Origin of the sequence: Microbacterium sp. ZW CA_36 (assembly GCF_044987475.1) — a bacterium.
Classification (GTDB): Bacteria; Actinomycetota; Actinomycetes; order Actinomycetales; family Microbacteriaceae; genus Microbacterium.
This window is the reverse complement of sequence record NZ_JBJDRL010000011.1, coordinates 26,916-53,403: the sequence shown is the minus strand read 5'-3', so window position 1 is coordinate 53,403 and position 26,488 is coordinate 26,916. Positions and strand designations below refer to the sequence as shown.

The following is a 26,488-nucleotide window of genomic DNA, read 5'->3' as shown; positions in this document are numbered from 1 at the left end:
CGACGTTTCGTCTCTGCGTTTCGACTCGCAGGCTCGCTCAACGACCGCGTTCCTCGCTCGCTCAACGACCGGCATCGCGTCCGGTCGTTGAGCGAGCAGAGCGAGACGAAACACCCCACACAGGCGAAGGAGAGCAATGCAGCGCACGATCGGCGTCAACACGTGGGTGTGGACCTCGCCGCTGACCGACCAGTCGCTCGCCGAGCTCGCGCCGAAGATCGCGCGCATGGGTTTCGGCGCGATCGAGCTCCCGCTCGAGAACGCGGGGGACTGGGATGCCGCGAGCGCCGGTGATCTGCTGCGCTCTCTGGACCTGCAGCCCGTCGTGATCGGCGCGATGGGTCCGGGGCGGTCGCTGGTCGACCGTGCGGGCAATGTGCCGGCGACCCAGGTGTACCTGCGCACGTGCCTCGCCGCAGCGCGCGCAGTGGGCGCATCCGTCGTCGCCGGGCCGTTCTATGCGCCGACCGGCGTGACCTGGCGCATGACGCGGGATGAGCGCACCGACGTGGTCGCGCAGCTGCGCCGCAACCTCGCGCCGCTCGTCGACGAAGCCGCCGCGGACGGCCTCGCGCTCGCCGTCGAGCCGCTCAACCGGTACGAGACGAGCGTGATCAACACCGTCGAGCAGGGGCTCGAGGCGCTCGCGCCGCTCTGGGGTCCGGGGCTCGGACTCGCATTGGACACCTACCATCTCAACATCGAGGAGAAGCGGCCGGATGCCGCGATCCGTGCCGCAGCAGGGCACATCGCCCACGTGCAGGTGTGCGGGAGCGACCGCGGCACCGTCGGAGACGACCACACCGATTGGCCCGCGACACTGGCGGCGCTCGACGATGCCGGGTATGAAGGCATCCTGGGGCTGGAGAGCTTCACCGGCGAGAACGCCACGATCGCCGTGGCGGCCTCGGTCTGGAGGCCGCTCGCGCCGAGTCAGGACGATCTGGCCGAGCGGTCGCTGCGATACCTCACGGCGCTGCAGGCAGGTCGTTGAGCGCCCATGCGCGACACTCGATCCATGCCCATTCAGCACACCGTCGTCTTCCGCCTGGTCCACCCGTCCGATTCGCCGGAGGAGACGGCGTTCCTCACGGACGGCCGGGCCGCCCTCACGTCGATTCCGGGCGTCGAGGACTTCCGGGTGAACCGGCAGGTGAGTCCCAAGAGCGGCCTCGCGCACCAGTTCTCGATGGTCTTCGCGGACGACGCCGCGTACCGCGCCTACAACGAGCACCCGACCCATGTGGCATTCGTCGCCGAGCGCTGGGCGGCGGAGGTGGCGGAGTTCCAGGAGTACGACTTCGTCGAGGCCTGATCCGCCTCAGTCGGAGGGTCGCTTGCCGAGGGTGAGGGCGTGCAGCAGCCGCGTCAGGTTCAGGATGTCGTCGACCGGCCACGCGGCGAGGGCGTCGACGAGCAGGCTCTCCTGCGGGGCGCGGGCCTCCGCGAGGCGCTCCAGCCCGAACGGGGTGGGGGAGAGCAGGCTCGAGCGGCCGTCGTCGGGGTCGGGGGTGCGCTGGATCAGACCCAGCTGCTCCAGCTCGCGGACCGTGCGGCTGATCTGGCCCTTGTCGGCCGTCAGCGCCTCGGCGAGCGCCGACAGGGTGATGCCCTCGCGACGCACGATGGTGGTGAACACCTTGTAGGCGCCTGGCAGCATGCCGGGGCTCACGCGGTTGGCGTTCTCGGTGATGATCCGGCGGAAGCGGTTGATCAGCTCGCCGAACTCCGCCTCGAGGGCGCGCACCGCTTCGGTGCGCGCCGCTCGAGTGTCTTCGGAGGTCATCGTGTTCGACATTAGCGCCGGGTGCGCCGCGTCTGGTCCGCCGCGACGCCCGACTTTTCGGGCGTGACGGCGGTCTCGGCATCCTGCGTCTTCACCGTGGCCGTCGCCGTCAGCGCGTCCATGCCTTCGGCGACCGACACAGTCGCGAGGTCGGCCTCGCTGGCCTGCACGCGCTCGCTCGTCGTCATGTGGGTGAGCGGCTTGTTCGGCAGGAAGATGATCGCGATGAGGCTGATCACGGCCAGCGGCACGGCGATGAGGAACGAGTGGGCGATGGCCTGGGCGTAGATGTCCTCCACGATCACGCGGATCGCCTCGGGCAGCGCCGACACCTGCGGGATCGTGCCCGACTGGAGCTGCTCCGCGATGGCGGCGCCCTTCTCGCCCAGCGTCATGATGGCCGCACCGATGTCGTCCTTGCGCTGGGAGAACAGATCGGTCGCCGAGGTCGCCAGTGCGGCACCCATGACCGAGACGCCGATCGTGCCGCCGAGGCTGCGGAAGAACGTGACACCGGAGCTCGCGACGCCGATCTCACTCGGCTTGGCGGTGTTCTGCACGATGAGCACGAGGTTCTGCATCGTCATGCCGACGCCCGCACCGAGCAGGAACATGTAGAGCGAGACGAGCACGAAGTTCGTGTCGTACTCGATGGTCGACAGCAGGAACGAGCCGGCGATGAGCAGCACGCCGCCCACGATGAGGTACGGCTTCCAGATGCCGTGACGGGTCACAAGACCGCCGATCACGATCGACGCCAGCAGCAGTCCGCCGATCATCGGGATCGTCATCAGACCTGCTTCGGTCGGCGTGGCGCCACGGGCGAGCTGCATGTACTGACTGAGGAAGACCGACGTGCCGAACATCGCGATGCCGATCGAGATCGACGCGATGACCGCGAGCGTGAACGTGCGGTTGCGGAACATCGTGAGGGGGATGAGCGGCTCTTTCGAGCGCAGCTCGACGATCACGAACAGCACGGCCGCGAGCAGCGCGCCGCCGACCATCAGGATGGTCTCCGTGCTCCACCAGTCGTAGTCCTTGCCGGCGTTGGTGACCCAGATGAGCAGCAACGACACAGCTGTCGAGAGCAGCACGATGCCGAAGTAGTCGATCCGCGCCTTCACCTTGGGGCGAGCGGGGAGGTGCAGTGTGCGCTGCATGATGATGAGCGCGGCGACCGCGAACGGCAGCGCGATGAAGAAGTTCCAGCGCCAGTCGATCGTGTCGGTGATGAAACCGCCGAGGAGCGGTCCGCCGACGGTGGCGACGGCCATCACGGCGCCGAACAGGCCCATGTAGCGGCCGCGCTCGCGCGGGCTGATGATGTCGGCCATGATGACCTGGCTGAGCGCGGCGAGACCGCCCGCGCCGATGCCCTGCACCGCGCGGAACGCGATGAGCGTGCCCGGGTCCTGCGAGAAGCCGGCGGCCGCAGTCGCCAGCACGAAGATGACGATGGCGATCTGGATCAGCAGCTTGCGGTTGAACAGGTCGGCGAGCTTGCCCCAGATGGGGGTGGAGATCGCGGTGGTCAGAAGGGTCGCGGTGACGACCCAGGTGAACGCGGCCTGGTCGCCGCCCAGGTCGTGGACGATGACCGGAAGCGATGTCGACACGACGGTCGACGCGAGCATCGACACGAACATGCCGAGCAGCAGGCCGGTGAGCGCCTGCAGCACCTTGCGGTGGTGGCGCTTCTCGTCGGCGCTCACGCTGCCGGCTGAGCCAGTGGCGACCGACCCGGTCGCGGGGGTGGACGTAGCCATAGGAGTCCTTCGAACGGTGTTGGTGGAAGAGATGCGGCGACGGCGGCGCAGAGATGGTTGACCAGGGTCAACAGTTGATATGGGTCAACTATACGACAATGGTTGACGTGCGTCAACTATCAGCGCGGATGAAGGTACGGTGTCAGTCCGCTGCGGCGGACCGGCGCCGGCGGAGGCTCAGGCGGGGCGCGCGGTGCGCTCGGCGGAGCGGATGACCCACTCGACGCCGAGCGTGAAGAGTTCGCGGTCCTCGAGCTGCAGCAGCTGCGGCGAGATCTGCGCGATGTGCGGGTGCTTGATGGGGTCGACCAGGAGAGGTCCCTCGAACCACGGGCTGGTGTCCGAGGGTGCAGCGGTTCCGCGCTCGATCCGCGCCCGGGCGACGCCGGCGGCCGACGAGAGGATGTGCGTCGCCATGAGCGCGTAGTGCTGCACCAGGTCCTCGCCCGTCAGGCCCGCGCGCGAGAACGCGTCGAGCATGAACTCGATCGCGTCGAGCTCGCCGGGGCCGTGCGTGGTGAGCACGATGGCCTCCTGGCCGACAGCGGGGTAGCGGGAGAGCTCGCTGAGCGTGGCGGACGCCAGCTGGCGCAGTCGCTCCTGCCAGTCCTCGGGCGGCGCGGTCACAGCGGCGAGGGTGCGCACCGTGAGCTCGTCGAGCAGGGCGCCCATGAGGTCGTCCTTGCTGCGAAAGTGCCGATAGATCGCCGTCGGGTCGGTGCCGAGCTTGGCGCCCAGCTCTCGGATGGAGAGGGATCCAGAGCCGGTCGTCTCGGCGAGCTCCAGCCCTGCGGCGATGATCGTCGCCCGATCCAGGCGCCTGCCGCCGGACTTCTCGGACGTCGCTCCGCTGCGTGCCGCCATGATCCCCGCTTCCGCCGTCGCCGTCCATCGTGCCACGGAGCCGCACTCGGGCCCCGTGACGCCGAGCCTACAGGTCGCGTCATCAATTCGGTCAACACTGTTGACATCAGCGATGACGGACGCCTATCGTCAAGCAACCCGCTCGATGACGAAGGAGAGGTCCCGTGGCCGCTGCCGTTCCTGACGACGCACAGACGCCGTTCGCAGACACAGTGTTCACCGGAGGTGCGCTGTTCAGCTCCGACCTCGTGGCTGCGGGCAGCCACGAGGCGCTGACGGGTCTCGCCGTCGCGGTGCGCGGGGGGCGCATCGCCGCGGTGTGCGGCGAGGAAGCGGCATCCGTCCTCATCGGCCCTGACACCGAGGTCGTCGATCTCGCCGGCGCGTTGCTGGCGCCGGGCTTCCAGGACGCGCACATCCATCCGATGTCGGGGGGCGTCGAGCTGCTGCAGTGCAACCTCACCGGCTCCGAGAACGCCGCCGACGCGCTCGCGACGATCGCCCGCTACGCCGCGGAGAATCCCGATGCGGAGTGGATCGTGGGCGGCGGCTGGTCGATGGATCACTTCCCGGGCGGCGCGCCGCTGCGAGGCGCCCTCGACGCCATCGTGCCCGACCGCCCGGTGCTGCTCGCGAGCCGCGACCACCACTCGTCCTGGGCGAACACTGCGGCGATGCGCCTCGCCGGAGTGGATGCCGCGACCGCCGATCCTGCCGACGGGCGTATCGAGCGCGAGGCGGACGGCTTCCCGGCCGGCACCTTCCACGAAGGTGCGTCGGACCTCTTCGCCACCGTGCGGCCGCGGGTCTCGGAAGACCTCGCCTACGACGGCCTGCTGCGTGCGCAGCGTGACCTGCTGGCGCAGGGCATCACGGGATGGCAGGACGCACTCGTCGGCGACTTTCCGGGGATCGCCGGCGGACTGGCGTCGTACCGGCGCGCACTCGCCGACGGCACGCTCAAGGCGCATGTCGTGGGGGCGCAGTGGTGGGAGCGGGCCGACGGCATCGAGCAGCTCGACGACATGATCCGTCTGCGTGACGAGATCGCGGAGCTCGGTCGCGAGGACAGGTTCTCGCTCACCTCCATCAAGTTCATGGTCGACGGCGTCGCCGAGAATCACACTGCGGCCATGCTCGAGCCGTACCGCGACGCTCACGGGCACGACACCGACAATCGCGGGCTGTCGTTCATCCCCGCCGAGAAGCTGCGCGAGTACGCGATCGCGGCTGATGCGGCCGGCTTCCAGCTGCACTTCCACGCCCTCGGCGACCGCGCCGTGCGCGAGGCGCTCGACGCGGTCGAGGCGGCTGCCGCAGCCAACGGCGACACCGACGGGCGCCACCACCTCGCACACATCCAGATCATCGACGAGGCCGATGTGCCGCGCTTCGCGGCGGTAGCGGCGGTCGCGAACATGCAGCCGCTGTGGGCGTGCCACGAAGACCAGATGGACGAGCTCACGCTGCCGTTCCTGGCACAGTCGGCGGGATCCCGTCAGTACCCGTTCGGAGATCTGCGCCGCGCCGGCGTGCGCCTCGCCGGTGGCAGCGACTGGCCCGTCTCGAGCGCCGACCCGCTGGCCGGTGTGCACATCGCCGTCAACCGGGTCGCTCCGCTGTCGGATGCCGAGCCGCTGGGCGGCGCGCACCAGCGGCTGGACCTCGCGACCGCGCTCGCCGCCTACACGTCGGGCACGGCCTACGTGAACCACCGCGACCACGACACCGGCTACCTGCGTGCCGGCTACCTCGCGAACCTGGTCGTGGTCGAGCCCAACCCGTTCGCGGTCCCGGCCGAGGAGCTCTACGCCTGCCAGGTCGTCTCGACCTGGATCGACGGCGAGCGGTTGTACGCCCGCGAGGACGCGCCGACGGTCGCCACCACCCCGTCACCGGCCGCCGGCTCGTCGTCGGATGCCGCTGCCCTCGGCCGGCCCGCCGCCGACTCGCCGTCGGATGCGGTGCCCGTGCCGAGCCACGGCTGACGCGACGAAGCGCCGCACCCGACTCCCTTCTCCACCCGACACCGCCGTCTCACCCCGAGGAGCACCATGATCCGCACTCGACGAACCGCCCGTCGATCCTCCGTCCATCGACTCGGCGCTCTCGCAGCCGCCGGTCTCGCCGGCGCGCTCATCCTCTCGGGGTGCACCCCGGGCGCCGCCGAGTCCGATGCGACCGCCGCGCCCGAGTGGGAGCTCACCGCCCAGACGGCCGCGCCGTCCGGTGACATCGACTCGTTCACCTGGGTGAGCTACTCCGAGCCGTACTCGCTCGACTACGCCTACGCGTTCGACTACGCCGACAACCAGGTGCTCGCGAACGTGTGCGAGTCGCTGCTGCGCCTCAACCCCGACTACACGCTGTCGCCCGGCCTCGCCGAGTCGTTCGAGCACCCGACGCCCGAGACCTGGGTGTACACGATCCGCGACGGCGTCACCTTCCACGACGGCACGCCGCTCACCGCCGCCGACGTCGTGACCTCGATGAGCCGCCACCTCGACCCGGAGGTCGGCTCGTCGTGGTACTCGGTGTACCAGAACGTCGCCGCGATCGAACAGACCGGCGAACGCCAGGTCACCGTCACGATGACGCGGCCCGACTCCCAGTTCAACCTCGCGATGGGCGGCTCGGCGGGAGTCGTCGAGTCGGCCGCGACGCTGGCCGGAAAGGGGGCGGACTACGGCAACTCCACCGGCCTCGTGAACTGCACCGGGCCGTTCGCGCTGGCGGCCTGGAAGTCGGGCGAGTCGGTGACGCTGACGCGGTACGACGGCTACTGGGACGAGTCGCTGCGCGCCCGGGCGGGCGAGGTCGAGATCCTCTTCATGACCGATCCCAATGCCCGCGTCAACGCTCTGAAGTCCGGTGAGGTGGACGGCGGCTGGATGATCCCGCCGGATGCGATCTCGCAGCTGCAGGGCTCCGGCAAGGGCGACGTGTACTTCGGCCTCAACACGGCGGTCGGCAGCCTGATCGTCAGCGATCTCGAGGGCCCGCTCGGTGACCGGCGCGTGCGCGAGGCGCTTCTCATGGCGATGGACCGGCAGGGGATCCTGGATGCCGCGGCGCAGGGCTACGGCGAGGTCACCGACGCGCTCACCACAGAGTCGGTGTGGGTGGGCGCCAGCGAAGGGGCGCTGGACGCGGCATTCGACGGGCTCGAGGAGTATCCGTACGACCTCGAGGCGGCGAAGAAGCTGATCGACGACGCGGGCGTGGCGGGCGAGGAGATCGTCATCGCGACCGCTCCACTCGGCAACGACTTCGCTGTGATCTCGCAGGGCGCGGCAGCCGCAGCACAGGCGATCGGGCTCACGGCGACGATCCAGACCGTCAGCCCGAGCGCGTACACCGCCCTGTTCTCCGACCCGACCGCACGCGAGGGCGTCGACCTCTTCTACACCTCGTGGTACCTCTCGAGCCCGGACCCTCTCGAGATGTACGGCGTGCTGCGCACCGGGGAGTTCAGCAACTACGGCGGCTGGAGCGACCCCGGCTTCGACGCCCTGGTCGACGAGGCGGTGGCGATCGACGACCCGGCGCAGCGCAGCGAGGTCACGGCTCAGGCGCAGCGCATCGCGAACGAGCAGCTGCCCTGGCTGCCCCTGTTCGAGGGACCGATGACGGTGTTCCTGGGCGAGGGCGTGACCGGTGTCGCACCGTCGGTGGCGTTCCTCTACTACCCGTGGGCGGCGACCATTGGCTCCCGGTGACCTGAGCGGGGGCCCGGCGCTGGGTGCCGGGCCCCGTCCGGCCGCCTTCGCAGACGAGGTCGCGTCATGACCGCCGTCCGCCGGATCGCCGGCAAGCTCGGCGGTCTGCTGCTCACGCTGTTCCTGGCATCCGTCCTCGTCTTCTTCTCGCGGTTCCTGGTGCCGGGCGACCCCGTCGCCTTCCTCCTGCGGGGTCGCAAGCCGAGCCCCGAGGCGGTGGCGCAGATCACCGCGCAGTACGGCCTCGACCTGCCGCCCTGGCAGCAGTACCTGACGTGGGTGGCCGGCCTCCTGCGCGGCGATCTCGGCCGTTCCCTGCAGTACCGGCAGGACGTGACGGTCGTGCTCGGCGAGCGTCTGCCGGTCACGCTCGGGCTCGTCGTCATGGCGGGGACGATGATCGCGGTCGTCGGACTGACGGCTGGCGCCCTCGCCGCACTCTCGCGCGGACGCATCGCCGACCGTTCGATCCTCATCGGCCTCACCGTGCTGGGCGCTGTGCCCTCGTTCGTCGGCTCGATCGTGCTCATCGCGGTGTTCGCGGTGCAGCTCGGCTGGTTCCCGTCGTTCGGGTCGGGCGACGGCTTCTGGGACACGGTGTACCACCTGGTGCTGCCGTCCATCGCGCTCGCGATCGTGTTCGTCGTGCTCGTGGGCAAGGTGACCCGGTCGTCGATGATCGACCAGCTCGGGCGCGAGCACGTCGAGGTGGCCATCAGCCGCGGCATCCGACGCGGCACCGTGGTGCGTCGCCATGTCTTCCGCAACGCCGTCGGACCGATTCTGACGGTGAGCGGAATGCTGGTGGCCGGGCTCCTCGTGTCGAGCTCCATCGTCGAGGCGGCCTTCGGTCTCGCCGGCATCGGCTCGCTGCTGGTGCAGTCGGTCGACCGTCTCGACTTCCCGGTCGTGCAGGCGATCGTCCTCCTCGTCGTCACCGCGTTCGTGCTCGTCAACGCCGTGATCGACGTCCTCGAACCCTGGATCGACCCCCGATCCGCTGCCGGAGCCGGTGCACGATGACCTCCACCACACCTTCGCCCGCCGGGGCGCCGAGCGCGGCGACCGCGCGCACGAGCCCCGCGACACTCGCCGTCGGCGTGCTGCGGGCGCCTCGGCGGCGGCGCGCCGGCCTCACGCTCGCGATCGCGCTGGCGGTCGTCGCCGCGATGACGCTGGCCGCGATCTTCGCGCCGTTCCTCGCCCCGTACGACCCCGACGCCGTCGACTTCGCCGCGGTCAACGCCGGGCCGAGCGCCGCGCACTGGCTCGGCACCGACAGCCTGGGACGCGACACCCTCAGCCGCCTCATCTACGGGGCGCGCACGGCGCTGCTCGGGCCGCTGCTCGTGGTCATCGCGTCGACCGTTCTCGGCATCCTTCTCGGCCTTGTCGCGGGCTGGCGCGGCGGCTGGATCGACGCCGCACTCGGTCGCGTGTTCGACGTGCTCTTCGCCTTCCCGTCGCTGCTCATCGCCATCATGGCCGTGGCGCTGTTCGGCAAGGGCCTGGTGGCGCCGGTCATCGCCATGAGCATCGCGTACGCACCGTTCGTCGCACGCCTGACGCGGTCGCTCGTCGCTGCCGAGCGGACCCGGCCGTACGTCGCCGCGTACCGCGTCCAGGGGTTCTCCGGACCGTGGATCGCGCTGCGGCGTGTGCTGCCGAACGTCACCCCGATCGTCGGCGCGCAGTCGACGCTGAACTTCGGCTACGTGCTGGCGGAGCTCGCGGCGCTGTCGTTCCTCGGTCTCGGCGTGCAGCCGCCGACGGCCGACTGGGGCGCGATGATCAACGAGGCGCAGGCCGGGCTCATCGGCGGACACTTCCTCCCGGCGATCGTGCCGGCGGTCGCCGTCGTCGTGGTCGTCGTGGCCGTCAACATCATCGGGGAAGAGGTCTCCGACCGCATCGGAGGGGAGATCCCGGCATGAACGCGCGCGCTTCCATCGTCGAGCCGGCAGCCGCCGGTGCTTCCCAGGTGCCGGCGCACGGCGATGCCCTGCTCGGCATCCGTGATCTGACCCTTGACCTTGCCGACGGCACACGGCTGCTCCACGGCATCTCACTCTCGGTCGCGGCCGGTGAGACGGTCGGGCTCGTCGGCGAGTCCGGCTCGGGCAAGTCGCTCACCGCTCGCACCGTGCTGGGGCTTCTTCCCACCCGCGCGATCACCACGGGCGAGGTCGTGCTCGGCGGAGCGGGCGTGCTGAGCGCCACCCCCTCCGAGCTGCGCGGGCTGCGCCGTCACGGCGCGGCCATGATCTTCCAGGACCCGCGCGCCGGCATCAACCCGATGCGCACGATCGGCGATCACCTGACCGAGGCGCTGCGGCTGGCCGAGGGATGGTCGGCGGATGCCGCGAGAGCCCGCGCCGTCGAACTGCTCACCGCCGTGCGCCTGCCACGCCCCGAGGAGCACCTGCGCCAGTATCCGCACGAGTTCTCGGGCGGCATGCTGCAGCGCGTCATGATCGCCGGTGCGCTCACGACGTCGCCGCGACTGCTGGTGTGCGACGAGCCCACCACGGCTCTCGACGTCACGACGCAGGCCGAGATCATCGGGGTGCTCAGCGAGCAGCGCGCGCGCCGCGGCATGGGCATGCTGTTCATCACGCACGACCTCAACCTCGCCGCCTCGCTCTGCGACCGCGTCTACGTGATGAGCGGCGGACACATCGTCGAGCAGGGGCGCGCGCACGATGTGCTGCGCGACCCGCGGGCGGAGTACACCCGCCGACTCGTCGCCGCGACGCCGACGCTCTTCGGCAGCGCACCGGTGTCTCGCCCGGATGATGGCGGTCGGCCGGCACCCGCGCCGCAGGCCGCGGTCCAGATTCAACCCCGCGAACAGGTCGCCGACTGCGTGCCCGCCGCGCATGGCACGCCCATGCTCGAGGCGATCGGGATCGCGAAGACCTATCACCGGCGGGGGAAGGATCCGGTGCACGCCGTGATCGATGCCTCGATCGCCGTGCCGCGTGGCGGCGCGCTCGGTGTGGTGGGGGAGTCCGGGTCGGGAAAGTCGACGCTGGCGCGCATGATCGTGGGCCTCGAGAGCGCCGACGGCGGCGACATCCGCATCGACGGTCAGCCGCGCACCGTGGTTCCCCGCGGCCGCCAGGGGCGACTGGCGCACGCGCGCAGCGTGCAGATGGTGTTCCAGGACCCGTACCTGTCGCTGGATCCGCGCATCACCGCCGGCCGTGCGATCGAGGACGCCCTGCGCCTGCACGGCGTCTCGGGCAGTGAGAGGCGGCTCAGTGCATCCGAGTCGCGCACACGAGTACGGGACCTGCTCGAACAGGTGGGCCTGGGGGAGAAGCACGCCGCGGCGCGGCCGCGCACGCTCTCGGGCGGTCAGCGGCAGCGCGTCGCGATCGCGCGCGCCCTCGCGATAGAGCCGGACGTGCTGGTGATGGACGAGGCGACGAGCGCGCTCGACGTCTCGGTGCAGGCGCAGGTGCTCGATCTCGTCGACCGCATCCGTCGGGAGCGCGGACTCACGGTGCTGTTCATCAGCCACGACCTGGCGGTCGTCCGCCGGGTGTGCGACGAGACCGTCGTGATGCGACGCGGCGAGATCGTCGAACGCGGGCGCACGGACGAGCTGCTCGGCGACCCGCAGCACGAGTACACGCGGCTGCTCATCGAGTCCGTGCCCAAGCCCGGGTGGGATCCGGAGCAGGCGGGCGCCGAGGTCGAGGATGCAGGCGTCGACGCCCCCGGCTGGGACGGGGTGGCCGAAGACGATGCGGAAGCCGCGTCGGTGCAGGCGGCGAAGGTCGAGGCCTCGGGGCAGGCACGGTGAGCGCCGGGTCTTCGTCGCGCGGCACGGTCGGTGCGAGCAGTATGGAGGCGTGTTCAGTGTCGAACTGATTCCGGATGCCGAGATCGACGGCGCGGTCCGGGACGACTGGGATCGACTTCTCGGGGCCGATCTGCCGAGCTCGGGGCGCAATCCCGCACCGAGCAACCGTCCGCACGTGACGCTCGCGGTGCGGGACCGGGTCGATCCGGCGGCGTTCGCCAGCATCGCCGAGCTGCTCCCCGTCGCCCTGGAGCTCGCCGGGTTCGTGCTGCTCGGTCATCGGGACCGGTACGTGCTCGCGCGGCACGTCGTCGTGAGCGCGCCGCTCCTCACGGTCCACCGCGTCGTCGCAGAGATCGCCGGCCGACCCGAGCCGCGGTATTCGAACACCGGGATCGACCGGTGGACGCCGCACATGACTGTGGCGCGGGGGCTCACTGCCGCGCGACTGGCGACGGCGATGCGACTGGTGAAGGCGCCGAACGTCGTCGGGCAGGCGACAGGAGCGCGCGTGTGGGACGCCGAGGCGCGGCGTGTGACCACGATCCGATGAGGCGCCGGCCGCGCCGCACGTCGGCCGGTTCAGTCGGCGAGGGCGAGTGCGCGGAACGGCTCGCGCGGCGCAGCGGGCGGCTGCGGCATCCGCTCTGCCTGCTGTCGAGATCGCGTCGTACGCAGGTAGAGCTCGTCGATGAGGGCGGTGGCGAGGCGCACGAGCTTCGCGATCTCGGCCTCGTCGCGATCGACCCATGCGCAGCGCGGCTCGTCGCCGACGGGCACGAAGCCGTCGTGCTGCTCCCAGGCCACGAGCGTGCGCTCCGCCCCGAGCACGTGCTGCTGCCACCACACCTGCCGGAGGTAGGACCGCGGGATGCTGCGCCAGGCCTTGTTGGTCGTCTTGATCTCGGCGAGCGTGATGCGTCCCGAAGCGTCGACGGCGATGCCGTCGGGGGTCGCAAGGTGCCGCTTCTCGACGACGGCGTGGAACAACGCCGACGAGGGCTGGACGCCGTGAGTCGCGGCGACCCACGCGGCGATCTCGGGTTCGCGCGCCCGGCCGTGTGCCGTGTAGGCGTTGCCCGAGAAGCCCGAGCCGAGCAGCTTGGCGTCGGCGGCACGGCCGATGGCCCGGTCGGAGGTGAGGGTCGCGACGTCGGTCGCGGTGATGCCGCGCGACCGTGCGCGCACCCAGGCGACCCGGTCGCGCGAATCCGCGACGATGCGGGCCGCAACGTCCGGTGCACGCGCCGCGAGCGCCGAGGGGCGTGCGGCGGCGTGCTCGGGGTTCACCCTCCGAGGCTACGCCGCCGACCCGACATCCGCCGCCTGCGACGCACCAGCGGCATGGGTCCGTCACGCGATGGCGCCGTTCGATGCGCACGACCTCGACGGACGGCGGTGCGCAAGAGGGGTTGCGATCGGCGGCGGCGGTGGCATCCTCGGGAACATGAGCACCATCACGTCAGACGAATTCCGCGCGTTCCCGGGTGTCGAGGACTGGCGTCCCCGCGTGACCGGCGCCTTCGCCCTGTTCCGTACCGGCAGCTTCGCGGCGGGCGCGCAGCTGTTCGCGGCGATCGCCGACCTCGCCGAGGCAGCCGACCACCACCCCGACGTCGACATGCGCTACGCCACCGTGCGCGTACGGCTGCTCACTCATTCGGCGGGCGGCCTGACGGCGAAGGATGCCGTGCTCGCCGCGCAGATCTCACAGGCGGCCCGCGAGCTCGACATCCGCGCCGAGACCGAGCGCATGCAGGACCTCATGCTCGCCGTGGCCACGCCCGATTCGCGCGCCGCGCTGGCGTTCTGGAAGGCTGTGACGGGCTTTCGCGAAGTGCGCGACGGCGTGCTGTTCGACGCCGACGGACGGGGGCCTCTCATCTGGTTCCAGCCCGTCGACAAGCCGCTGCGCGGCAGGTCGCACCTCGACGTCAACGCTCCGCGCGACGTGATCGAGAAGCGCCTCGAGGCAGCGCTCGCCGCCGGCGGGGTGATCGTCGACGACTCCCACGCGCCCGAGTGGTGGACCCTCGCGGACGCCGACGGCCACAAGGTCGACCTCTGCCCCTGGCGCGAGTAGCGGCCGGGCGTCGGGCGACCGTAGCCGATCGTGTCAGAAGGCGGCGGCGCCGGCCTCCGCAACGGTCTGGTCCTGGTCGCCCGAGCCGCCGCTGACGCCGACCGCACCCACGACGGCGCCGTCGCGGGAGAGCGGGACGCCGCCGGCGAAGATCGCGACCTTGCCGCCGTTCGTGGCGTGGATGCCGTAGAACTGCTGCGTCGGCTGCGAGTTCTCACCGAGGGTCTTCGTCTCGATGTCGAACGCGCGCGAGGTCCAGGCCTTGTTGATCGAGATGTTGACGCTGCCGATCCACGCGCCGTCCTGACGGACGTGGGCGACGAGATTGCCCCCCGCATCGACCACGGCGATGTTCATGGGCTGGCCGATCTCGTCGGCGCGCTTCTCCGCGGCGGCGATGACGCGACGGGCGTCTTCGAGGGTGACGGACATGGTGGTGTTCCTTTCGTGGGCGAGCGGATGCCTCGATCGAGGAATCCGCTCCTTGTCAGGTGGACTGGATGTACCCGTTGGGATTCAGCACGTACTTCTTCGCCGCTCCTTGATCGAAGTCGGCATACCCCTGCGGGGCGTCCTCGAGTCCGATGGCGGTGGCGCCGACGGCATCGGCGATCGCGACCTTGTCGTGGAGGATCGCCATCATGAGCCGGCGGTTGTAGCGCATGACAGGGCACTGGCCGGTCGTGAACGACAGCGATTTCGCCCAGCCCAGTCCGAGCCGCAGTGACAGCGACCCGACTTTCGCGGCCTCGTCGATCCCGCCAGGGTCGCCGGTGACGTACAGGCCCGGGATGCCGAGCGCGCCGCCGGCTGCGGTGATGTCCATCAGCGAGTTCAGCACGGTCGCGGGAGCCTCGTGCGAGGCATCCGCTCCGTGTCCGCGCGCTTCGAAGCCGACCGCGTCCACGGCGGAGTCGACCTCGGGTACGCCGAGGATCTGCTCGATCTGATCCTTGGGGTCGCCTGCCGACACGTCGACGGTCTCGCAGCCGAACGACCGCGCCCGCGCCAGGCGGTCCGCGTTCAGATCGCCCACGATGACCACCGCCGCACCGAGCAGCTGCGCCCCCACCGCAGCGGCGAGGCCGACGGGTCCGGCGCCCGCGATGTAGACGGTCGATCCCGGGCCGACGCCGGCGGTGTACGCGCCGTGGAACCCGGTGGGGAAGATGTCGGAGAGCATCGTGAGGTCGAGGATCTTCTCGAGAGCCTGGTCGCGGTCGGGGAAGACCAGCAGGTTCCAGTCGGCGTACGGCACCAGCACGTACTCCGCCTGGCCGCCCACCCAACCGCCCATGTCGACGTAGCCGTAGGCGCTCCCCGGCCGGTCGGGGTTGACGTTGAGGCAGATGCCGGTCTTGCCCTCCTTGCAGTTGCGGCAGCGGCCGCATGCGATGTTGAAGGGCACCGAGACGATGTCACCGACCTTGACGAACTCGACGTCGGGGCCGACTTCGACGACCTCACCGGTGATCTCATGGCCGAGCACAAGACCTGCAGGTGCCGTCGTGCGGCCGCGCACCATGTGCTGGTCCGAGCCGCAGATGTTCGTGCTCACGGTCTTGAGGATCGCGCCGTGCGGCACCTTCCTGCCGACGTTCGCCGGGTTGACGCCCGGACCGTCCTTCAGCTCGAACTCCGGGTAATCCGTGTCGACGACCTCGACCTCGCCGGGGCCTTTGTAGGCGACGGCCCTGTTGGCAGACATCTTCGTCCTCTCCGTCGCGCGGCGCATGACCGCGCGACTCGGTCGTGCTGGCTCTGATGCGAGCCTGTACCTCGGCGACGCCATGCGCAACGGGGCCGCACGCCGGCAGCGTGGGGCGCGAGCGGCGCCGTGACGGATGGCGGGCGCCGATTTGGCGGGAGCGCGGGCGTCGCGTACCCTTGTGGGAGCCGAAGACCGCCGGTCATCGACGTGCGCGCAAGCGTCACGAAGATCGAAGCACTGCATCGCAGGGGCCCGCGCAGGTGTCACGAACGATTCTCCTGGATTCAGGAATCCCGCTCCGTGCGCTTGCGCCGGAGCTTTTTTTGTTGCCGTGACGAGAAGATGAGCGGATGCCTCCGGCCGGCGCCCCGCCACCGCGGAGCGTCTCACACACACAAGGAGTGACCATGGCGCAGAAGGACGCATCGGTTGCCGAGCTCACGAAGAACTTCGAGGACTCGAACGCCGTTCTGCTGACCGAGTACCGCGGTCTGACGGTTGCCCAGCTCAAGCAGCTGCGCAACAGCATCCGTCAGGACGCGGAATACGCCGTGGTGAAGAACACGCTGACCAAGATCGCCGCGAACAACGCGGGGATCACGGCGCTGGACGAGGACCTCAAGGGTCCGTCGGCCATCGCGTTCGTGCACGGCGACTTCGTCGCCACCGCGAAGGCTCTGCGTGACTTCGCCAAGGCCAACCCGCTTCTCGTGATCAAGGGCGGCGTTTTCGAGGGCAACTCCCTCAGCGCCGACGAGGTCAACAAGTACGCCTCGCTCGAGAGCCGTGAGGTTCTGCTTGCGAAGGCTGCGGGCATGATGAAGGCGACGATGGGCAAGGCTGCCGCGACCATCGACGCGCTTCGCGAAAAGCTGGAGACCGCCGAGGCCGCGTGAGCGACCGGCGATCTCTTCCCACAACCCCATCTATCTAGGAGATACATCATGGCGAAGCTCACCACTGAGGAACTGCTCCAGCAGTTCGCCGACCTGACCCTCGTCGAGCTCAGCGAGTTCGTGAAGGCGTTCGAGGAGAAGTTCGACGTCACCGCTGCTGCTCCCGTCGCCGTTGCCGGCGCCGGTGGCGCGGGCGCCGACGTTGCCGTCGAGGAGGAGAAGGACTCGTTCGACGTCATCCTCGAGGCTGCCGGCGACAAGAAGATCCAGGTCATCAAGACGGTCCGCGAGCTCACCTCGCTCGGCCTCGGCGAGGCCAAGGCTGTCGTCGACGGTGCTCCCAAGGCCGTCCTCGAGGGCGCCAACAAGGAGGCCGCCGAGAAGGCCAAGGCCGCTCTCGAAGAGGCCGGCGCGACGGTTACCCTCAAGTAATCTCGTTCCTTCGCGAAAGCCCCGGATGCTGTGCATCCGGGGCTTTCGTCATGTCCGGGCAGGGGAGTCGACCGACCAACCACCTCGTTCCGCGAAATCCCTTTCTCACGGTTTGATCTCGAATCACCCCTGATTTTCTCAGGGACTTGCATTCCGGCATCCGTTCTGACAAGAATGAGAAAGCGCATTCCAGAAAGCGCATTCTCACCACTCGAAGACGAGACCGGAGGATACGGTGACGACGACGCACCGCCCCAGAACACGGCTACCCGGCCGTGCCCGCGGAGCCGCCGCATGAGCGCCATCAGCGAGCTCGGCAAGCTCAAGACCGCCAAGTCCGGCGGCAAGAAGCAGAACAAGGCCGCGTACCTCTTCCTGGCCCCGTGGTTCGTCGGGCTGGTGCTCATCACCATCGGGCCGATGGTGGCGTCGTTCGGCCTGTCGTTCACCCGCTACAACCTGCTGAGCCCGCCGAAGTGGATCGGCTTCGAGAACTTCGCGCGGATGCTGACCGACGAGCGGCTCGCCGCCTCTCTGCAGGTCACGTTCAGCTACGTGTTCATCTCGCTGCCCTTGCAGCTCGCGGTCGCGCTGTTCCTCGCGATCATCCTGGACCGCGGGCTGCGCGGACTGGCCTTCTACCGGTCGGCGTTCTACCTGCCCTCGCTGCTCGGTGCCAGCGTCGCGATCGCGATCCTGTGGCGCCAGATCTTCGGCGTCGACGGCCTCGTCAATCAGGTGCTCGCGGTCTTCGGCATCCAGGGGCAGGGGTGGATCTCCAATCCCGACACCGCGCTCGGCACGCTGATGATCCTGAACGTCTGGACGTTCGGCTCGCCGATGGTGATCTTCCTGGCCGGTCTCCGCCAGATCCCCACGATGTACTACGAGGCGGCCGACGTCGACGGCGCGAGCCGGCGTCAGCAGCTCTTCCGGATCACGATCCCGCTGCTCACCCCGATCATCTTCTTCAACGCCGTGCTCCAGCTCATCGGCACGTTCCAGTCGTTCACCCAGGCGTACATCGTCTCGGGCGGAACCGGCGGACCGGTCGACTCGACGCTCTTCTACACGCTGTACCTGTACCAGCAGGGCTTCACGAACTACAACATGGGCTACGCGTCGGCCATGGCGTGGCTGCTGCTGGTCATCATCGGCATTCTGACCGTCCTGATGTTCTGGACCTCGAGATTCTGGGTTTTCTACGATGACCAAGATTGACGACGCCGCCATGACGGCCCCGCCCGCGACCGAGACGATCGTCACCGGCCGTGCCCCGCGCGTCCGGCGGCGGAGCCCCTTCCGCAAGCCGCTCACGAGCGTCGTGCGCCACACGCTGCTCATCGCGCTCGCGCTGGCGATGCTCTATCCGGTGATCTGGATGGTCGTGAGCTCGCTGCGGCCGAACGACGAGATCTTCCGCGACCCGAGCATCATCCCCGACAGCTTCGAGGTCTCGAACTACACCGACGGCTGGAACGCCCTGGCGTACCCGTTCAACGTCTACATGTGGAACTCGGCGCTGATCGTGATCGGGTGCATCATCGGCAACCTGGTGTCGTGCTCCATGGCCGCGTACGCGTTCGCCCGACTGGACTTCACCGCCAAGCGGTTCTGGTTCGCCGTGATGCTCCTGAGCATCATGCTCCCCATCCACGTCATCATCGTGCCGCAGTACGTGCTGTTCTCCCAGCTGGGCTGGGTGAACACGTTCCTGCCGCTGATCGTGCCGAAGCTGCTCGCGACCGACGCGTTCTTCATCTTCCTGATGGTGCAGTTCATCCGCGGCATCCCGAAGGAGCTCGATGAGGCCGCGCGCATCGACGGGGCGGGGCATCCGCGCATCTTCCTGCAGATCATCCTGCCGCTCATGGTCCCGGCCCTGGCGACGACGGCGATCTTCACCTTCATCTGGACGTGGAACGACTTCTTCTCGCAGCTGATCTTCCTCACCAAGCCCGAGCTGTACACCGTGCCGCTGGCGCTGCGGTCGTTCGAGGACGCGCAGAGCACCACCAACTACGCCCAGATGTTCGCGATGAGCGTCGTCTCGCTCATCCCGATCTTCCTGATCTTCCTGTTCGGCCAGAAGTTCCTCATCAAGGGGATCGCGACGACCGGGATCAAGTGACGTCCGCGTCACACACACCTTCGCGGGCCGCCAGGCCCACCCTCATCACACGCACCAACACCACTCACCGACTTCGGTCGAAAGGATGCAAGACATGCGACGCACCACAACCGCACCGCGCTGGTTGCTGCTGACCTCCGTCGGCGCAGCGACGATGCTGACGCTGACGGCGTGCGCGGGACCGACGGAGACCCCCGCGACCGGCCCGACCCTGTCAGACGAGCCCGTGACCCTCAGCTTCACCTGGTGGGGCAACGACGTCCGCCACGGCATCACCGAGGAGCTCATCGCGGCCTTCGAGGCCGAGAACGAGAACATCACCATCGAGCCGCAGTACACCGACTGGGCCGGCTACTGGGACAAGCTGGCGACGACCGTCGCCGCCGGCGACGCCCCCGACATCATCCAGATGGACGAGAAGCAGCTGTCGACCTACGCCGCCAACGGCGTGCTGCTCGACCTCGGCACCCTCGGCGATCAGCTGCCGACCGGCGACTTCCCCGAGGCGGTGCTCGGCACCGGCGCCCTGGACGGCACGCAGTACGGCATCCCGGTAGGCATCAACTCCTATGCCTACATGGCGAACGTCGACGTGCTCGACAGCCTCGGCATCGAGCTGCCCGACGACGAGACCTGGTCGTGGGACGACCTGAACGAGATCGCCGAGGAGGTCACCGCGGCCAGTGGCGGCGCCGTCGTCGGCTCGCAGTCCTGGGGATTCGAGGACGGCGGCCTCAACAACTGGCTGCGCCAGCACGGCGAGTCCCTGTTCGCCGAGGACGGATCGCCCGAGGTGACGGCCAGCGCCGAGACGCTCGCCGCGTGGTGGCAGAATCTGCTCGACGTCACCGAGGCGGGCGGCACGCCCGACCCCTCTGCGACCATCGAGCGGGAGTCCGCCGGCCTCGCCGAGTCGTTCACCGCGACGAACCAGTCGGCTTTCGGCCCGTGGTGGTCGAACCAGGTCGCCGCACTGCGTGAGGCGAGCGGTCAGAACCTCGTGCCGCTGATGGTGCCGACGCCCGACGAGGGCGAGAGCGCGGCGGCGTACTACAAGCCGTCCATGTTCTGGTCGGCGTCGGCGAAGACCGAGCACCCGGCAGAGGTGGCGCTTTTCCTCGACTTCCTCTCGAACAGCGAGGAGGCGGCAGACCTTCTGCTCGCCGAGCGTGGAGTGCCCGCGAACGAGAAGATCCGCGAGTACATCACCCCCAAGCTCGACGAGGTCAACCAGGAGGTCGTCGACTTCCTCGACGAGATCGCACCGCGCGTGGGCGACGCCCCGCCGGCGACCCCGCCGGGCGGCGGCGCGATCGAGACGATCGTCGACCAGCACACCCAGCGCGTGCTGTTCGGCGAGCAGACGCCCGAGGACGCTGCCGAGAGCTTCATCGCGGAGCTGCAGCAGGCGCTCGACGACGCCGCCATCTGACCGACGACCGGGCCGCGTCCTCCCGAGGCGCGGCCCGTCGTCCCCAGACCGCACGGGGCCGGACCGAAGTGATGAGGGGTCCGGTCCCGGGCGGGCATGCCGAGAATCGCCCGATGACCGTCGCCGGGCAGAAGTCGCACGCGCGAATGCGCCGCACCGGGCTCGACGACGCCCAAGATTGAGAGAGGAGGGGATCCGTTGACCGAGGTCACATCGCGCCCGATCACGATGGCGCAGGTCGCACAGCACGCCGGAGTGTCGCAGGCGTCGGTGTCGCGCGTCCTCAACGGCGTCGCCACCGTCGACCCCGCGATCGTCGCGAAGGTCAACCGTGCGGTCGCCGCGCTGAACTACTCGCCCAGCGAGGCGGCGCGCAGTCTCGTGCGGGGAAGCAGCCATACCATCGCGCTGCTGGTGCCCGACCTCGAGAACCCCATGTTCCAGGGCGTGCTCAAGGGCCTGACGGTCGCCGCGGCCCGCGACGGCTACCGAGTGCTGGTCGCCGACAGCGCGGAGTCGGTCGGCGTCGAAGCCGACATCGCGAGCGAGGCGCGCAGCAAGTGCGACGCGCTGGTGCTGGTGTCTCCACGGATGCCGGATGCCGAGCTGCGCGAGCTCATCCAGCGCACGAAGCCGGTCGTGGTGGTGAACCGCCGGGTGGACGACACCGTCGCAGCACAGCTCTCGGTGGACTACGTCACCGCGGTCAAGGAGCTCGGCACCCATCTGCGTGGCTTCGGCCACCGGCGCATCGCCTACGTCGCCGGACCTGCGCTCAGCTATGCGAACGAGCAGCGCGCGCAGGGCCTCGGTGAGCTCGCCCGCGAGTACCCCGACCTCGAGTTCCTCACCATCCAGGCGGGCTCGAGCATGGAGGCGGGCTACGACGCCGCCGACGCCGTGCTCGAGACGGGCGCGACCGCGGCCATCGCCTTCAACGACCTCGTCGCGCTCGGGCTGATGTCCCGTCTGCGCGAGGTGGGCGTCGAGGTGCCCGAGCAGCTCTCCATCGTCGGAATCGACGACATCCCGCAGTCTCGTTTCGCCGCCCCTCCGCTGACGACCATGTCGGTTCCGCGGATCGAGATCGGGCGGCAGGCTTGGAATCGCATGCGTCAAGCACTGGACGGCGAGAACGCCGACCACCCCCTGTTCTATCGGCCCGTCCTGGTGGCGCGGCAGAGCTCCGGTCCGGCATCCCACGCGAGCGGCTGGGTGGGTCCCGCCCGCCCCGTGCTGCGGCTGGGATCGACCGTGGTCGCCCAGTACGAGGAGGGCGCGACCGTCGACTCGGTGCTGTCGCCCCGGCCGTACCTGGACGCGGTGATCTCGCGGACCGGAACCCCGCTCACCGTCACCGAGCCGACCGACCACCCGCACCACCTCGGAGTCAGCCTCGCGATCGCCGACGTCAACGGCACGTCGTACTGGGGCGGCCGCACCTATGTGCGCGGCGAGGGCTCGATCATGGTCCCCAACCACGGCCGGCAGCGCCGCGACCGGCTGCGCATCGACGGGCACTCGCTCGACGAGCGGCTCAGCTGGGTCGACGAGCACGGCACGACGCAACTCGTCGAGGTGCGCGAGCTGCGGTCCGCCGAGCTCGAGAAGGGCTGGGCGCTGCGCTGGCGCAGCCACCTCAAGGCGACGCTCGACGCCATCACGTTCGGCTCGCCCGCGACGAACGGTCGGGACGGCGCCGGGTACGGCGGCATCTTCTGGCGGTTCGCGCCTGAGATCGCCCGGGTGTTCAGCCCCGCGGGCGACACCGAGCGCGACGTGCACGGCGCGGCGACGCCGTGGCTCGCGTTCACGTTCCCCGACCGCGACACGACGGTCGTGCTCACGCAGGGCGACGAGCGTCTGCCGTGGTTCGTCCGGTTCGCCGAGTATCTCGGGGCCGGCCCGTCGGTGGCGTGGGACGAGCCGCGGACGATCCCCGAAGGGGGAGAGCTCAATCTCGAGCTGACCGCCTACGTCCTCGACGAGGAGCTGGCCGACGCCGCTGCCGTCGAGGCGGCCCTGCCCGCGCTGCGCGCTCAGGCGGGGCTGTGACCGGGCTGCTCCGCGTGGGTGTCGCCGGTGTCCACGGGCACGGCCGCAGTCACGTCGACGCCGTGCTCGCCGGCGCGGACTTCGAACTCGTCGCCGTCGCCGACCCCCGGGGCGGCGGCGACGTGCCTTCTTCGACCCGGGTGTTCGCCGATGCCGCATCGATGATCGACGAGGTCGAACTCGATGTGGCGGTGCTCAGCACGCCGATCCCGACGCATACCGAGCTCGCGCGCCTCGCTCTCTCGCGCGGCGCCCATGTGCTGCTCGAGAAGCCGCCCGTGCCCTCGGTCGCCGACCACCACGCGCTCCTGAGCGCGTCGGATGCCGCCTCCCGCGCGGTGCAGGTCGGCTTCCAGTCGCTCGGCAGCACGGGCGTCGCCGCGACCGCCGACACCCTGGCATCCGGGGTCATCGGGGAGCTCGTGCACGTCGGCGCGGTGGGGCAGTGGTCGCGGTCGGAGCAGTACTGGCGACGGGCGCCATGGGCCGGCCATCGCGTCATCGACGGACGGCTCGTCGGCGACGGCGTCGTGACGAACCCGCTGGCCCACGCCGTGGCCACGGCGTTCGCGATCGCCGGGGCGGCCGCACCGGACGACGTCGTGTCGATCGACGCGGACCTCCGCCGCGCGAACGACATCGAGACCGACGACACGTCGTCCCTCGTCGTCGAGCTGCGCGGCGGCGCCCGCGTCGCCGCGGGTCTCGCGGTGACCGCCGCACGACGCCGCGAGCCGTACGTGCTGGTGCGGGGCACCCGTGGCTTCCTCGTGTACCTGTACACGCTCGACACGCTCCACGTGCATCGCGACGGGGCGGCGCTGCCGCGCGCGTACGCCTTCGAGCGCATCTCGCTGCTCGACGATCTCGCCGGGCACATCCGCGACGGCCGTGACCTGCTCGCTCCGCTGCACCGCACCGGCGCGTTCACCCGCGTGCTCGAGGCGATCGTGACCGGGCCGCCGGCGACGCCGATCGATCCCGGACTCGTGCGTGTCGAAGCATCCGGCGGCGAGACGTTCCGCACCGTGTCCGGCGTCGAGGACGCCGTCGAGCGCGTCGCCTGGGAGGGTCGCACCTTCCGCGAGCTCGGGCTGCTGTGAACGGGTGCCGCCCGCTCCCTAGGTGCGGCGCGGCCCGACCCCGATGATGGCGGACGCGTCGTCGTCGACTGCCGCCGTCGAGTTGCGGACGACCAGGGGCGACGACTCGTAGAGCCGGTTCATCGGCGCCTCGGGGTCGTCGAGCTGCCACATGAGCAGCTGTACCGCCGCCCGCCCCTGCTGGTGGGGGCGCTGCTGCAGCGTCGTGAGCGAGAACATCTCGGCGTACGCGTGATCATCGATGCCGACGACGCTCAGCCGCTCGGGAACCCGGATGCCGAGCCGGCGGGCCGCGATGATCGCGCCGACCGCCACTTCGTCGCACACGCCGACGATCGCCGTCGGGCGGGTGCGCCGGTCGCCCAGCAGCTCTACTGCGGCGCTGTACCCGCCCGGGAGCGCGACCTCGGAGTGGACGTGACGGGAGGACGCCTCGAGGCCCGCATCGCGCATGGCGCGGCGGTAGCCGTGGAGCCGGCGGCCGTCAGCGAAGCTGGTCCGGCGCCCGTCGGGGTCGCCGCCGAGGAAGACGATCTCGCGGTGGCCCAGGCCGATGAGGTGCTCGGTGGCGATGCGCGCGGCCGCCTCGTCGTCGATCGACACGGCGTTCGTGCCGACGTCGTAACCGCCGACCGCGACCACCGGCTTGCCGAAGGCGACCAGCCGCTCGAGCTCGCGGGCGCTCGGCTCGATGCCCACCGCGATGATCCCGTCGAACCGCTTTCGGGCGAGGAAGTGCTCGAACATCTCGCGACGCGCGGCCGACTCGGGGGGCGCGCCGTACAGCGCCAGATCGTAGCGGCGCTCCCGCAGCGCGTCCTGGATCCCCTCGAGCACCTGGGCGAAGAACCACCGGTCGAGCGACGGCATGACGACGCCGACGGTCTGGGTGCGACCGGTCACGAGGCTCACCGCACTCGTGGTGGGGACGTAGCCGAGCGCTGCTGCCGCATCCCTCACCCGCGCCCGCGTCGCGGCCGAGACGTAGCCGGCGCCCGTCAGGGCACGGGAAGCGGTCGACTTCGAGACGCCTGCCGCGCGAGCCACGTCGGCGATGCCCGCCATCGGGTCCTCCTCGCCTCCGGGGACGCCGCCGTCGCCCGAATTGTGGAACCGGTTCCGGGCCTCATTGTGCCGTGATCATCTCGTGGACGCCACCCTGGGTTTCGGTGTTTACCGAGTTGTGACCCACGGTCATTGTGCCGTCATGCGGCATCCCCTACCGTGAACATGGAATCGGTTCCCGATCCATACGAGCGGGGTGCGCGATGCGTTGCGGCCCCGCGGACTCGAAGAGGAGGCAGACGAACATGACTGCACTGCGATCACGTCGTCGACACGGCTACATCGCGCTGGGGATCGCCGCGGTCGCGGCTCTGACTCTCGCGGGATGCGCTGAGGGCGCAGACGAGGGCGGAGACGGCGACGGCTCGCTCGAGGGCGAGACGGTCGAGATCTCCGGTGGCATCACCGGCACCGAGGCGGAGGCGCTTCAGAAGTCGTTCGACCAGTTCACCGCCGATACCGGCATCGAGGTCGTCTACACCGGCGACAAGGGGTTCGAGGGCAACATCGTGACGAAGGTCACCGGCGGCTCGGCACCCGACATCGCGATCGTGCCGCAGCCCGGTCTGTTCCGTTCCCTGGTCGAGACCGGCGAGGTCGTGGAGGGCAGCGACGAGGTCGCGGCGAACGTCGACGAGTACTGGGCTGCCGCCTGGAAGGACATCGGCTCCGTCGACGGTACCTTCTACGCTGCGCCCATGCTGGCGAACCTGAAGGGTTACATCTACTACTCGCCCAAGAGCTTCGAAGAGTGGGGGGTCGAGATCCCCGAGACCTGGCAGGAGCTGCTGGAGCTGACGGCCACGATCCAGGAGAAGACCGGTGAACCGCCGTGGTGTGCCGGCTTCTCGTCCGAAGCCGCGTCTGGTTGGCCCGGCACGGACTGGGTCGAGGATCTCGTGCTGCGCCAGGCAGGCGCCGACGTCTACGACAGCTGGGCCTCCGGAGAGACGCCCTTCACCGACCCCGACATCGAGGCGGCGTTCGACGAGGTCGCGAAGGTCCTGCTCGACCCGACCTACGTCAACGCCGGCTTCGGCGACGTGCAGAGCATCAACTCCACGGCGTTCGGCGACCCGATCGCCGCGGCGGTCGCCAACGGCACCTGCGCACTGACCCACCAGGCGTCGTTCCTCACCGCGAACTTCCTCGCGGTGCAGACGGCGGAGGGCGCAACGCCCGACGTCGCCGAAGACGGAGACGTGTATGCGTTCCTCATGCCCGGATTCGAGGGCGAGCCGTTCTCGGTGTCGGGCGGTGGCGAGCTCGTGACGACCTTCACCGATGACGCGGCCACCCAGGCGGTCGCGGAATACATGTCGACGCCCGAGTGGGCCGACACCCGGGTCGAACTCGGCGGCGCGATCTCGGCCAACACCGGGGCAGACCCGTCGCTGGCGTCGAGCAAGTTCCTCACCGACGCCATGACGGTGCTGCAGGACTCCGAGACGGTGTTCCGCTTCGACGCCTCCGACCTGATGCCGGCGACCGTCGGCTCGGGATCGTTCTGGCGCGGCATGGTCGACTGGGTCGACGGCAAGCCCACGCCGCAGGTCCTGGAAGACATCCAGGCAGGCTACGAGAACTGACGCACCGCACCTCGGTGCCGGGTCCGCACGCTCGCCGCGCGG

The 26,488-nt window shown here is 69.8% G+C and carries 24 protein-coding genes; 17 read left to right on the top strand and 7 right to left on the bottom strand.

The window, feature by feature from the left end:
* Positions 1-136 precede the first annotated feature (136 nt).
* Both ACI3KX_RS07380 and ACI3KX_RS07375 read left to right on the top strand, forming a co-directional pair.
* A complete protein-coding gene (locus ACI3KX_RS07380) occupies positions 137-994 on the top strand; it encodes a sugar phosphate isomerase/epimerase (RefSeq protein WP_363354064.1) in 858 nt (285 codons plus the stop codon).
* Between the two features lie 24 nt (positions 995-1,018).
* Positions 1,019-1,315 (top strand): Dabb family protein, encoded by a 297-nt coding sequence (locus tag ACI3KX_RS07375; RefSeq protein WP_363354062.1) that lies wholly within the window; start codon positions 1,019-1,021, stop codon positions 1,313-1,315.
* Between the two features lie 6 nt (positions 1,316-1,321).
* Here the strand turns inward: ACI3KX_RS07375 and ACI3KX_RS07370 are convergent, their stop codons facing one another.
* The 3 genes from ACI3KX_RS07370 to ACI3KX_RS07360 all read right to left on the bottom strand — a co-directional run bounded on the left by ACI3KX_RS07370 (position 1,322) and on the right by ACI3KX_RS07360 (position 4,419).
* Positions 1,322-1,786, bottom strand: a complete 465-nt coding sequence (locus tag ACI3KX_RS07370) for a MarR family winged helix-turn-helix transcriptional regulator (protein ID WP_404909147.1) — start codon at positions 1,784-1,786, stop codon at positions 1,322-1,324.
* A gap of 11 nt (positions 1,787-1,797) precedes the next feature.
* Positions 1,798-3,555: an MDR family MFS transporter gene (locus tag ACI3KX_RS07365; RefSeq protein WP_404909145.1), complete on the bottom strand. Its 1,758-nt coding sequence runs from the start codon at positions 3,553-3,555 to the stop codon at positions 1,798-1,800.
* Between the two features lie 177 nt (positions 3,556-3,732).
* Positions 3,733-4,419, bottom strand: coding sequence for a TetR/AcrR family transcriptional regulator (locus ACI3KX_RS07360; protein WP_363354058.1), 687 nt, complete (start codon positions 4,417-4,419; stop codon positions 3,733-3,735).
* Between the two features lie 164 nt (positions 4,420-4,583).
* Between ACI3KX_RS07360 and ACI3KX_RS07355 the strand changes: the two genes are divergently transcribed.
* The 6 genes from ACI3KX_RS07355 to ACI3KX_RS07330 all read left to right on the top strand — a co-directional run bounded on the left by ACI3KX_RS07355 (position 4,584) and on the right by ACI3KX_RS07330 (position 12,502).
* On the top strand, positions 4,584-6,407 hold the full coding sequence (locus ACI3KX_RS07355; RefSeq protein WP_404909143.1) for an amidohydrolase: 1,824 nt from the start codon (positions 4,584-4,586) through the stop codon (positions 6,405-6,407).
* A gap of 66 nt (positions 6,408-6,473) precedes the next feature.
* The gene (locus ACI3KX_RS07350) at positions 6,474-8,138 is read left to right on the top strand and encodes an ABC transporter substrate-binding protein (RefSeq protein WP_404909141.1); all 1,665 of its coding nucleotides are present in this window, start codon (positions 6,474-6,476) and stop codon (positions 8,136-8,138) included.
* Positions 8,139-8,204: 66 nt separating this feature from the next.
* Complete coding sequence (locus tag ACI3KX_RS07345; RefSeq protein ID WP_404909139.1) at positions 8,205-9,161, top strand: ABC transporter permease; 957 nt, start codon at positions 8,205-8,207, stop codon at positions 9,159-9,161.
* Positions 9,158-10,072: an ABC transporter permease gene (locus tag ACI3KX_RS07340; protein ID WP_404909137.1), complete on the top strand. Its 915-nt coding sequence runs from the start codon at positions 9,158-9,160 to the stop codon at positions 10,070-10,072. Before ACI3KX_RS07345 ends, ACI3KX_RS07340 begins: the two co-directional genes overlap by 4 nt.
* The gene (locus tag ACI3KX_RS07335) at positions 10,069-11,949 is read left to right on the top strand and encodes a dipeptide ABC transporter ATP-binding protein (protein ID WP_404909135.1); all 1,881 of its coding nucleotides are present in this window, start codon (positions 10,069-10,071) and stop codon (positions 11,947-11,949) included. Before ACI3KX_RS07340 ends, ACI3KX_RS07335 begins: the two co-directional genes overlap by 4 nt.
* A gap of 49 nt (positions 11,950-11,998) precedes the next feature.
* Positions 11,999-12,502 (top strand): 2'-5' RNA ligase family protein, encoded by a 504-nt coding sequence (locus ACI3KX_RS07330; protein WP_404909133.1) that lies wholly within the window; start codon positions 11,999-12,001, stop codon positions 12,500-12,502.
* Positions 12,503-12,531: 29 nt separating this feature from the next.
* Here the strand turns inward: ACI3KX_RS07330 and ACI3KX_RS07325 are convergent, their stop codons facing one another.
* Positions 12,532-13,239, bottom strand: a complete 708-nt coding sequence (locus tag ACI3KX_RS07325; protein WP_404909131.1) for a YqaJ viral recombinase family protein — start codon at positions 13,237-13,239, stop codon at positions 12,532-12,534.
* A gap of 157 nt (positions 13,240-13,396) precedes the next feature.
* Here ACI3KX_RS07325 and ACI3KX_RS07320 point away from each other — a divergent pair, with 157 nt between their 5' ends.
* Positions 13,397-14,032: a 4a-hydroxytetrahydrobiopterin dehydratase gene (locus tag ACI3KX_RS07320; protein WP_404909129.1), complete on the top strand. Its 636-nt coding sequence runs from the start codon at positions 13,397-13,399 to the stop codon at positions 14,030-14,032.
* Between the two features lie 33 nt (positions 14,033-14,065).
* On the opposite strand, the gene ACI3KX_RS07315 is transcribed toward ACI3KX_RS07320, so the two are convergent.
* The gene (locus ACI3KX_RS07315; RefSeq protein WP_331911915.1) at positions 14,066-14,464 is read right to left on the bottom strand and encodes a heme-binding protein; all 399 of its coding nucleotides are present in this window, start codon (positions 14,462-14,464) and stop codon (positions 14,066-14,068) included.
* A gap of 55 nt (positions 14,465-14,519) precedes the next feature.
* Positions 14,520-15,740 (bottom strand): formaldehyde dehydrogenase, glutathione-independent, encoded by a 1,221-nt coding sequence (gene fdhA / locus ACI3KX_RS07310; RefSeq protein ID WP_349428440.1) that lies wholly within the window; start codon positions 15,738-15,740, stop codon positions 14,520-14,522.
* 410 nt (positions 15,741-16,150) lie between these two features.
* Between fdhA and rplJ the strand changes: the two genes are divergently transcribed.
* The 7 genes from rplJ (at position 16,151) to ACI3KX_RS07275 (ending at position 23,792) form a co-directional block, all read left to right on the top strand.
* On the top strand, positions 16,151-16,639 hold the full coding sequence (gene rplJ, locus ACI3KX_RS07305; protein WP_349428439.1) for a 50S ribosomal protein L10: 489 nt from the start codon (positions 16,151-16,153) through the stop codon (positions 16,637-16,639).
* A 48-nt stretch (positions 16,640-16,687) separates the two neighbouring features.
* Positions 16,688-17,071 (top strand): 50S ribosomal protein L7/L12, encoded by a 384-nt coding sequence (gene rplL, locus ACI3KX_RS07300; protein ID WP_349428438.1) that lies wholly within the window; start codon positions 16,688-16,690, stop codon positions 17,069-17,071.
* 294 nt (positions 17,072-17,365) lie between these two features.
* Positions 17,366-18,292 (top strand): carbohydrate ABC transporter permease, encoded by a 927-nt coding sequence (locus tag ACI3KX_RS07295; protein WP_404909126.1) that lies wholly within the window; start codon positions 17,366-17,368, stop codon positions 18,290-18,292.
* Positions 18,279-19,202: a carbohydrate ABC transporter permease gene (locus ACI3KX_RS07290; protein ID WP_404909124.1), complete on the top strand. Its 924-nt coding sequence runs from the start codon at positions 18,279-18,281 to the stop codon at positions 19,200-19,202. Before ACI3KX_RS07295 ends, ACI3KX_RS07290 begins: the two co-directional genes overlap by 14 nt.
* Positions 19,203-19,296: 94 nt before the next feature.
* Complete coding sequence (locus tag ACI3KX_RS07285) at positions 19,297-20,634, top strand: extracellular solute-binding protein (RefSeq protein ID WP_363354037.1); 1,338 nt, start codon at positions 19,297-19,299, stop codon at positions 20,632-20,634.
* A gap of 198 nt (positions 20,635-20,832) precedes the next feature.
* Entirely contained in the window at positions 20,833-22,689 is a 1,857-nt protein-coding gene (locus ACI3KX_RS07280; RefSeq protein WP_404909121.1) for a DUF6807 family protein, read from the top strand.
* Positions 22,686-23,792, top strand: coding sequence for a Gfo/Idh/MocA family protein (locus ACI3KX_RS07275; protein ID WP_404909119.1), 1,107 nt, complete (start codon positions 22,686-22,688; stop codon positions 23,790-23,792). Before ACI3KX_RS07280 ends, ACI3KX_RS07275 begins: the two co-directional genes overlap by 4 nt.
* A gap of 18 nt (positions 23,793-23,810) precedes the next feature.
* Here the strand turns inward: ACI3KX_RS07275 and ACI3KX_RS07270 are convergent, their stop codons facing one another.
* Positions 23,811-24,857: a LacI family DNA-binding transcriptional regulator gene (locus ACI3KX_RS07270; protein WP_404909117.1), complete on the bottom strand. Its 1,047-nt coding sequence runs from the start codon at positions 24,855-24,857 to the stop codon at positions 23,811-23,813.
* A 245-nt stretch (positions 24,858-25,102) separates the two neighbouring features.
* Between ACI3KX_RS07270 and ACI3KX_RS07265 the strand changes: the two genes are divergently transcribed.
* Positions 25,103-26,446 (top strand): ABC transporter substrate-binding protein, encoded by a 1,344-nt coding sequence (locus ACI3KX_RS07265; RefSeq protein ID WP_404909115.1) that lies wholly within the window; start codon positions 25,103-25,105, stop codon positions 26,444-26,446.
* Positions 26,447-26,488: the final 42 nt, after the last annotated feature.

What these genes read in the sequence shown, in the direction of transcription:
- ACI3KX_RS07315 (WP_331911915.1), bottom strand. Translation starts at nt 14,464, where the DNA reads ATGTCCGTCACCCTCGAAGACGCCCGTCGCGTCATCGCCGCCGCGGAG.
- ACI3KX_RS07380 (WP_363354064.1), top strand. Translation starts at nt 137, where the DNA reads ATGCAGCGCACGATCGGCGTCAACACGTGGGTGTGGACCTCGCCGCTG.
- ACI3KX_RS07350 (WP_404909141.1), top strand. Translation starts at nt 6,474, where the DNA reads ATGATCCGCACTCGACGAACCGCCCGTCGATCCTCCGTCCATCGACTC.
- fdhA (WP_349428440.1), bottom strand. Translation starts at nt 15,740, where the DNA reads ATGTCTGCCAACAGGGCCGTCGCCTACAAAGGCCCCGGCGAGGTCGAG.
- ACI3KX_RS07270 (WP_404909117.1), bottom strand. Translation starts at nt 24,857, where the DNA reads ATGGCGGGCATCGCCGACGTGGCTCGCGCGGCAGGCGTCTCGAAGTCG.
- ACI3KX_RS07265 (WP_404909115.1), top strand. Translation starts at nt 25,103, where the DNA reads ATGACTGCACTGCGATCACGTCGTCGACACGGCTACATCGCGCTGGGG.
- ACI3KX_RS07345 (WP_404909139.1), top strand. Translation starts at nt 8,205, where the DNA reads ATGACCGCCGTCCGCCGGATCGCCGGCAAGCTCGGCGGTCTGCTGCTC.
- ACI3KX_RS07340 (WP_404909137.1), top strand. Translation starts at nt 9,158, where the DNA reads ATGACCTCCACCACACCTTCGCCCGCCGGGGCGCCGAGCGCGGCGACC.
- ACI3KX_RS07360 (WP_363354058.1), bottom strand. Translation starts at nt 4,419, where the DNA reads ATGGCGGCACGCAGCGGAGCGACGTCCGAGAAGTCCGGCGGCAGGCGC.
- ACI3KX_RS07335 (WP_404909135.1), top strand. Translation starts at nt 10,069, where the DNA reads ATGAACGCGCGCGCTTCCATCGTCGAGCCGGCAGCCGCCGGTGCTTCC.
- ACI3KX_RS07375 (WP_363354062.1), top strand. Translation starts at nt 1,019, where the DNA reads ATGCCCATTCAGCACACCGTCGTCTTCCGCCTGGTCCACCCGTCCGAT.
- ACI3KX_RS07370 (WP_404909147.1), bottom strand. Translation starts at nt 1,786, where the DNA reads ATGACCTCCGAAGACACTCGAGCGGCGCGCACCGAAGCGGTGCGCGCC.
- rplJ (WP_349428439.1), top strand. Translation starts at nt 16,151, where the DNA reads ATGGCGCAGAAGGACGCATCGGTTGCCGAGCTCACGAAGAACTTCGAG.
- ACI3KX_RS07290 (WP_404909124.1), top strand. Translation starts at nt 18,279, where the DNA reads ATGACCAAGATTGACGACGCCGCCATGACGGCCCCGCCCGCGACCGAG.
- ACI3KX_RS07295 (WP_404909126.1), top strand. Translation starts at nt 17,366, where the DNA reads ATGAGCGCCATCAGCGAGCTCGGCAAGCTCAAGACCGCCAAGTCCGGC.
- rplL (WP_349428438.1), top strand. Translation starts at nt 16,688, where the DNA reads ATGGCGAAGCTCACCACTGAGGAACTGCTCCAGCAGTTCGCCGACCTG.
- ACI3KX_RS07365 (WP_404909145.1), bottom strand. Translation starts at nt 3,555, where the DNA reads ATGGCTACGTCCACCCCCGCGACCGGGTCGGTCGCCACTGGCTCAGCC.
- ACI3KX_RS07320 (WP_404909129.1), top strand. Translation starts at nt 13,397, where the DNA reads ATGAGCACCATCACGTCAGACGAATTCCGCGCGTTCCCGGGTGTCGAG.
- ACI3KX_RS07285 (WP_363354037.1), top strand. Translation starts at nt 19,297, where the DNA reads ATGCGACGCACCACAACCGCACCGCGCTGGTTGCTGCTGACCTCCGTC.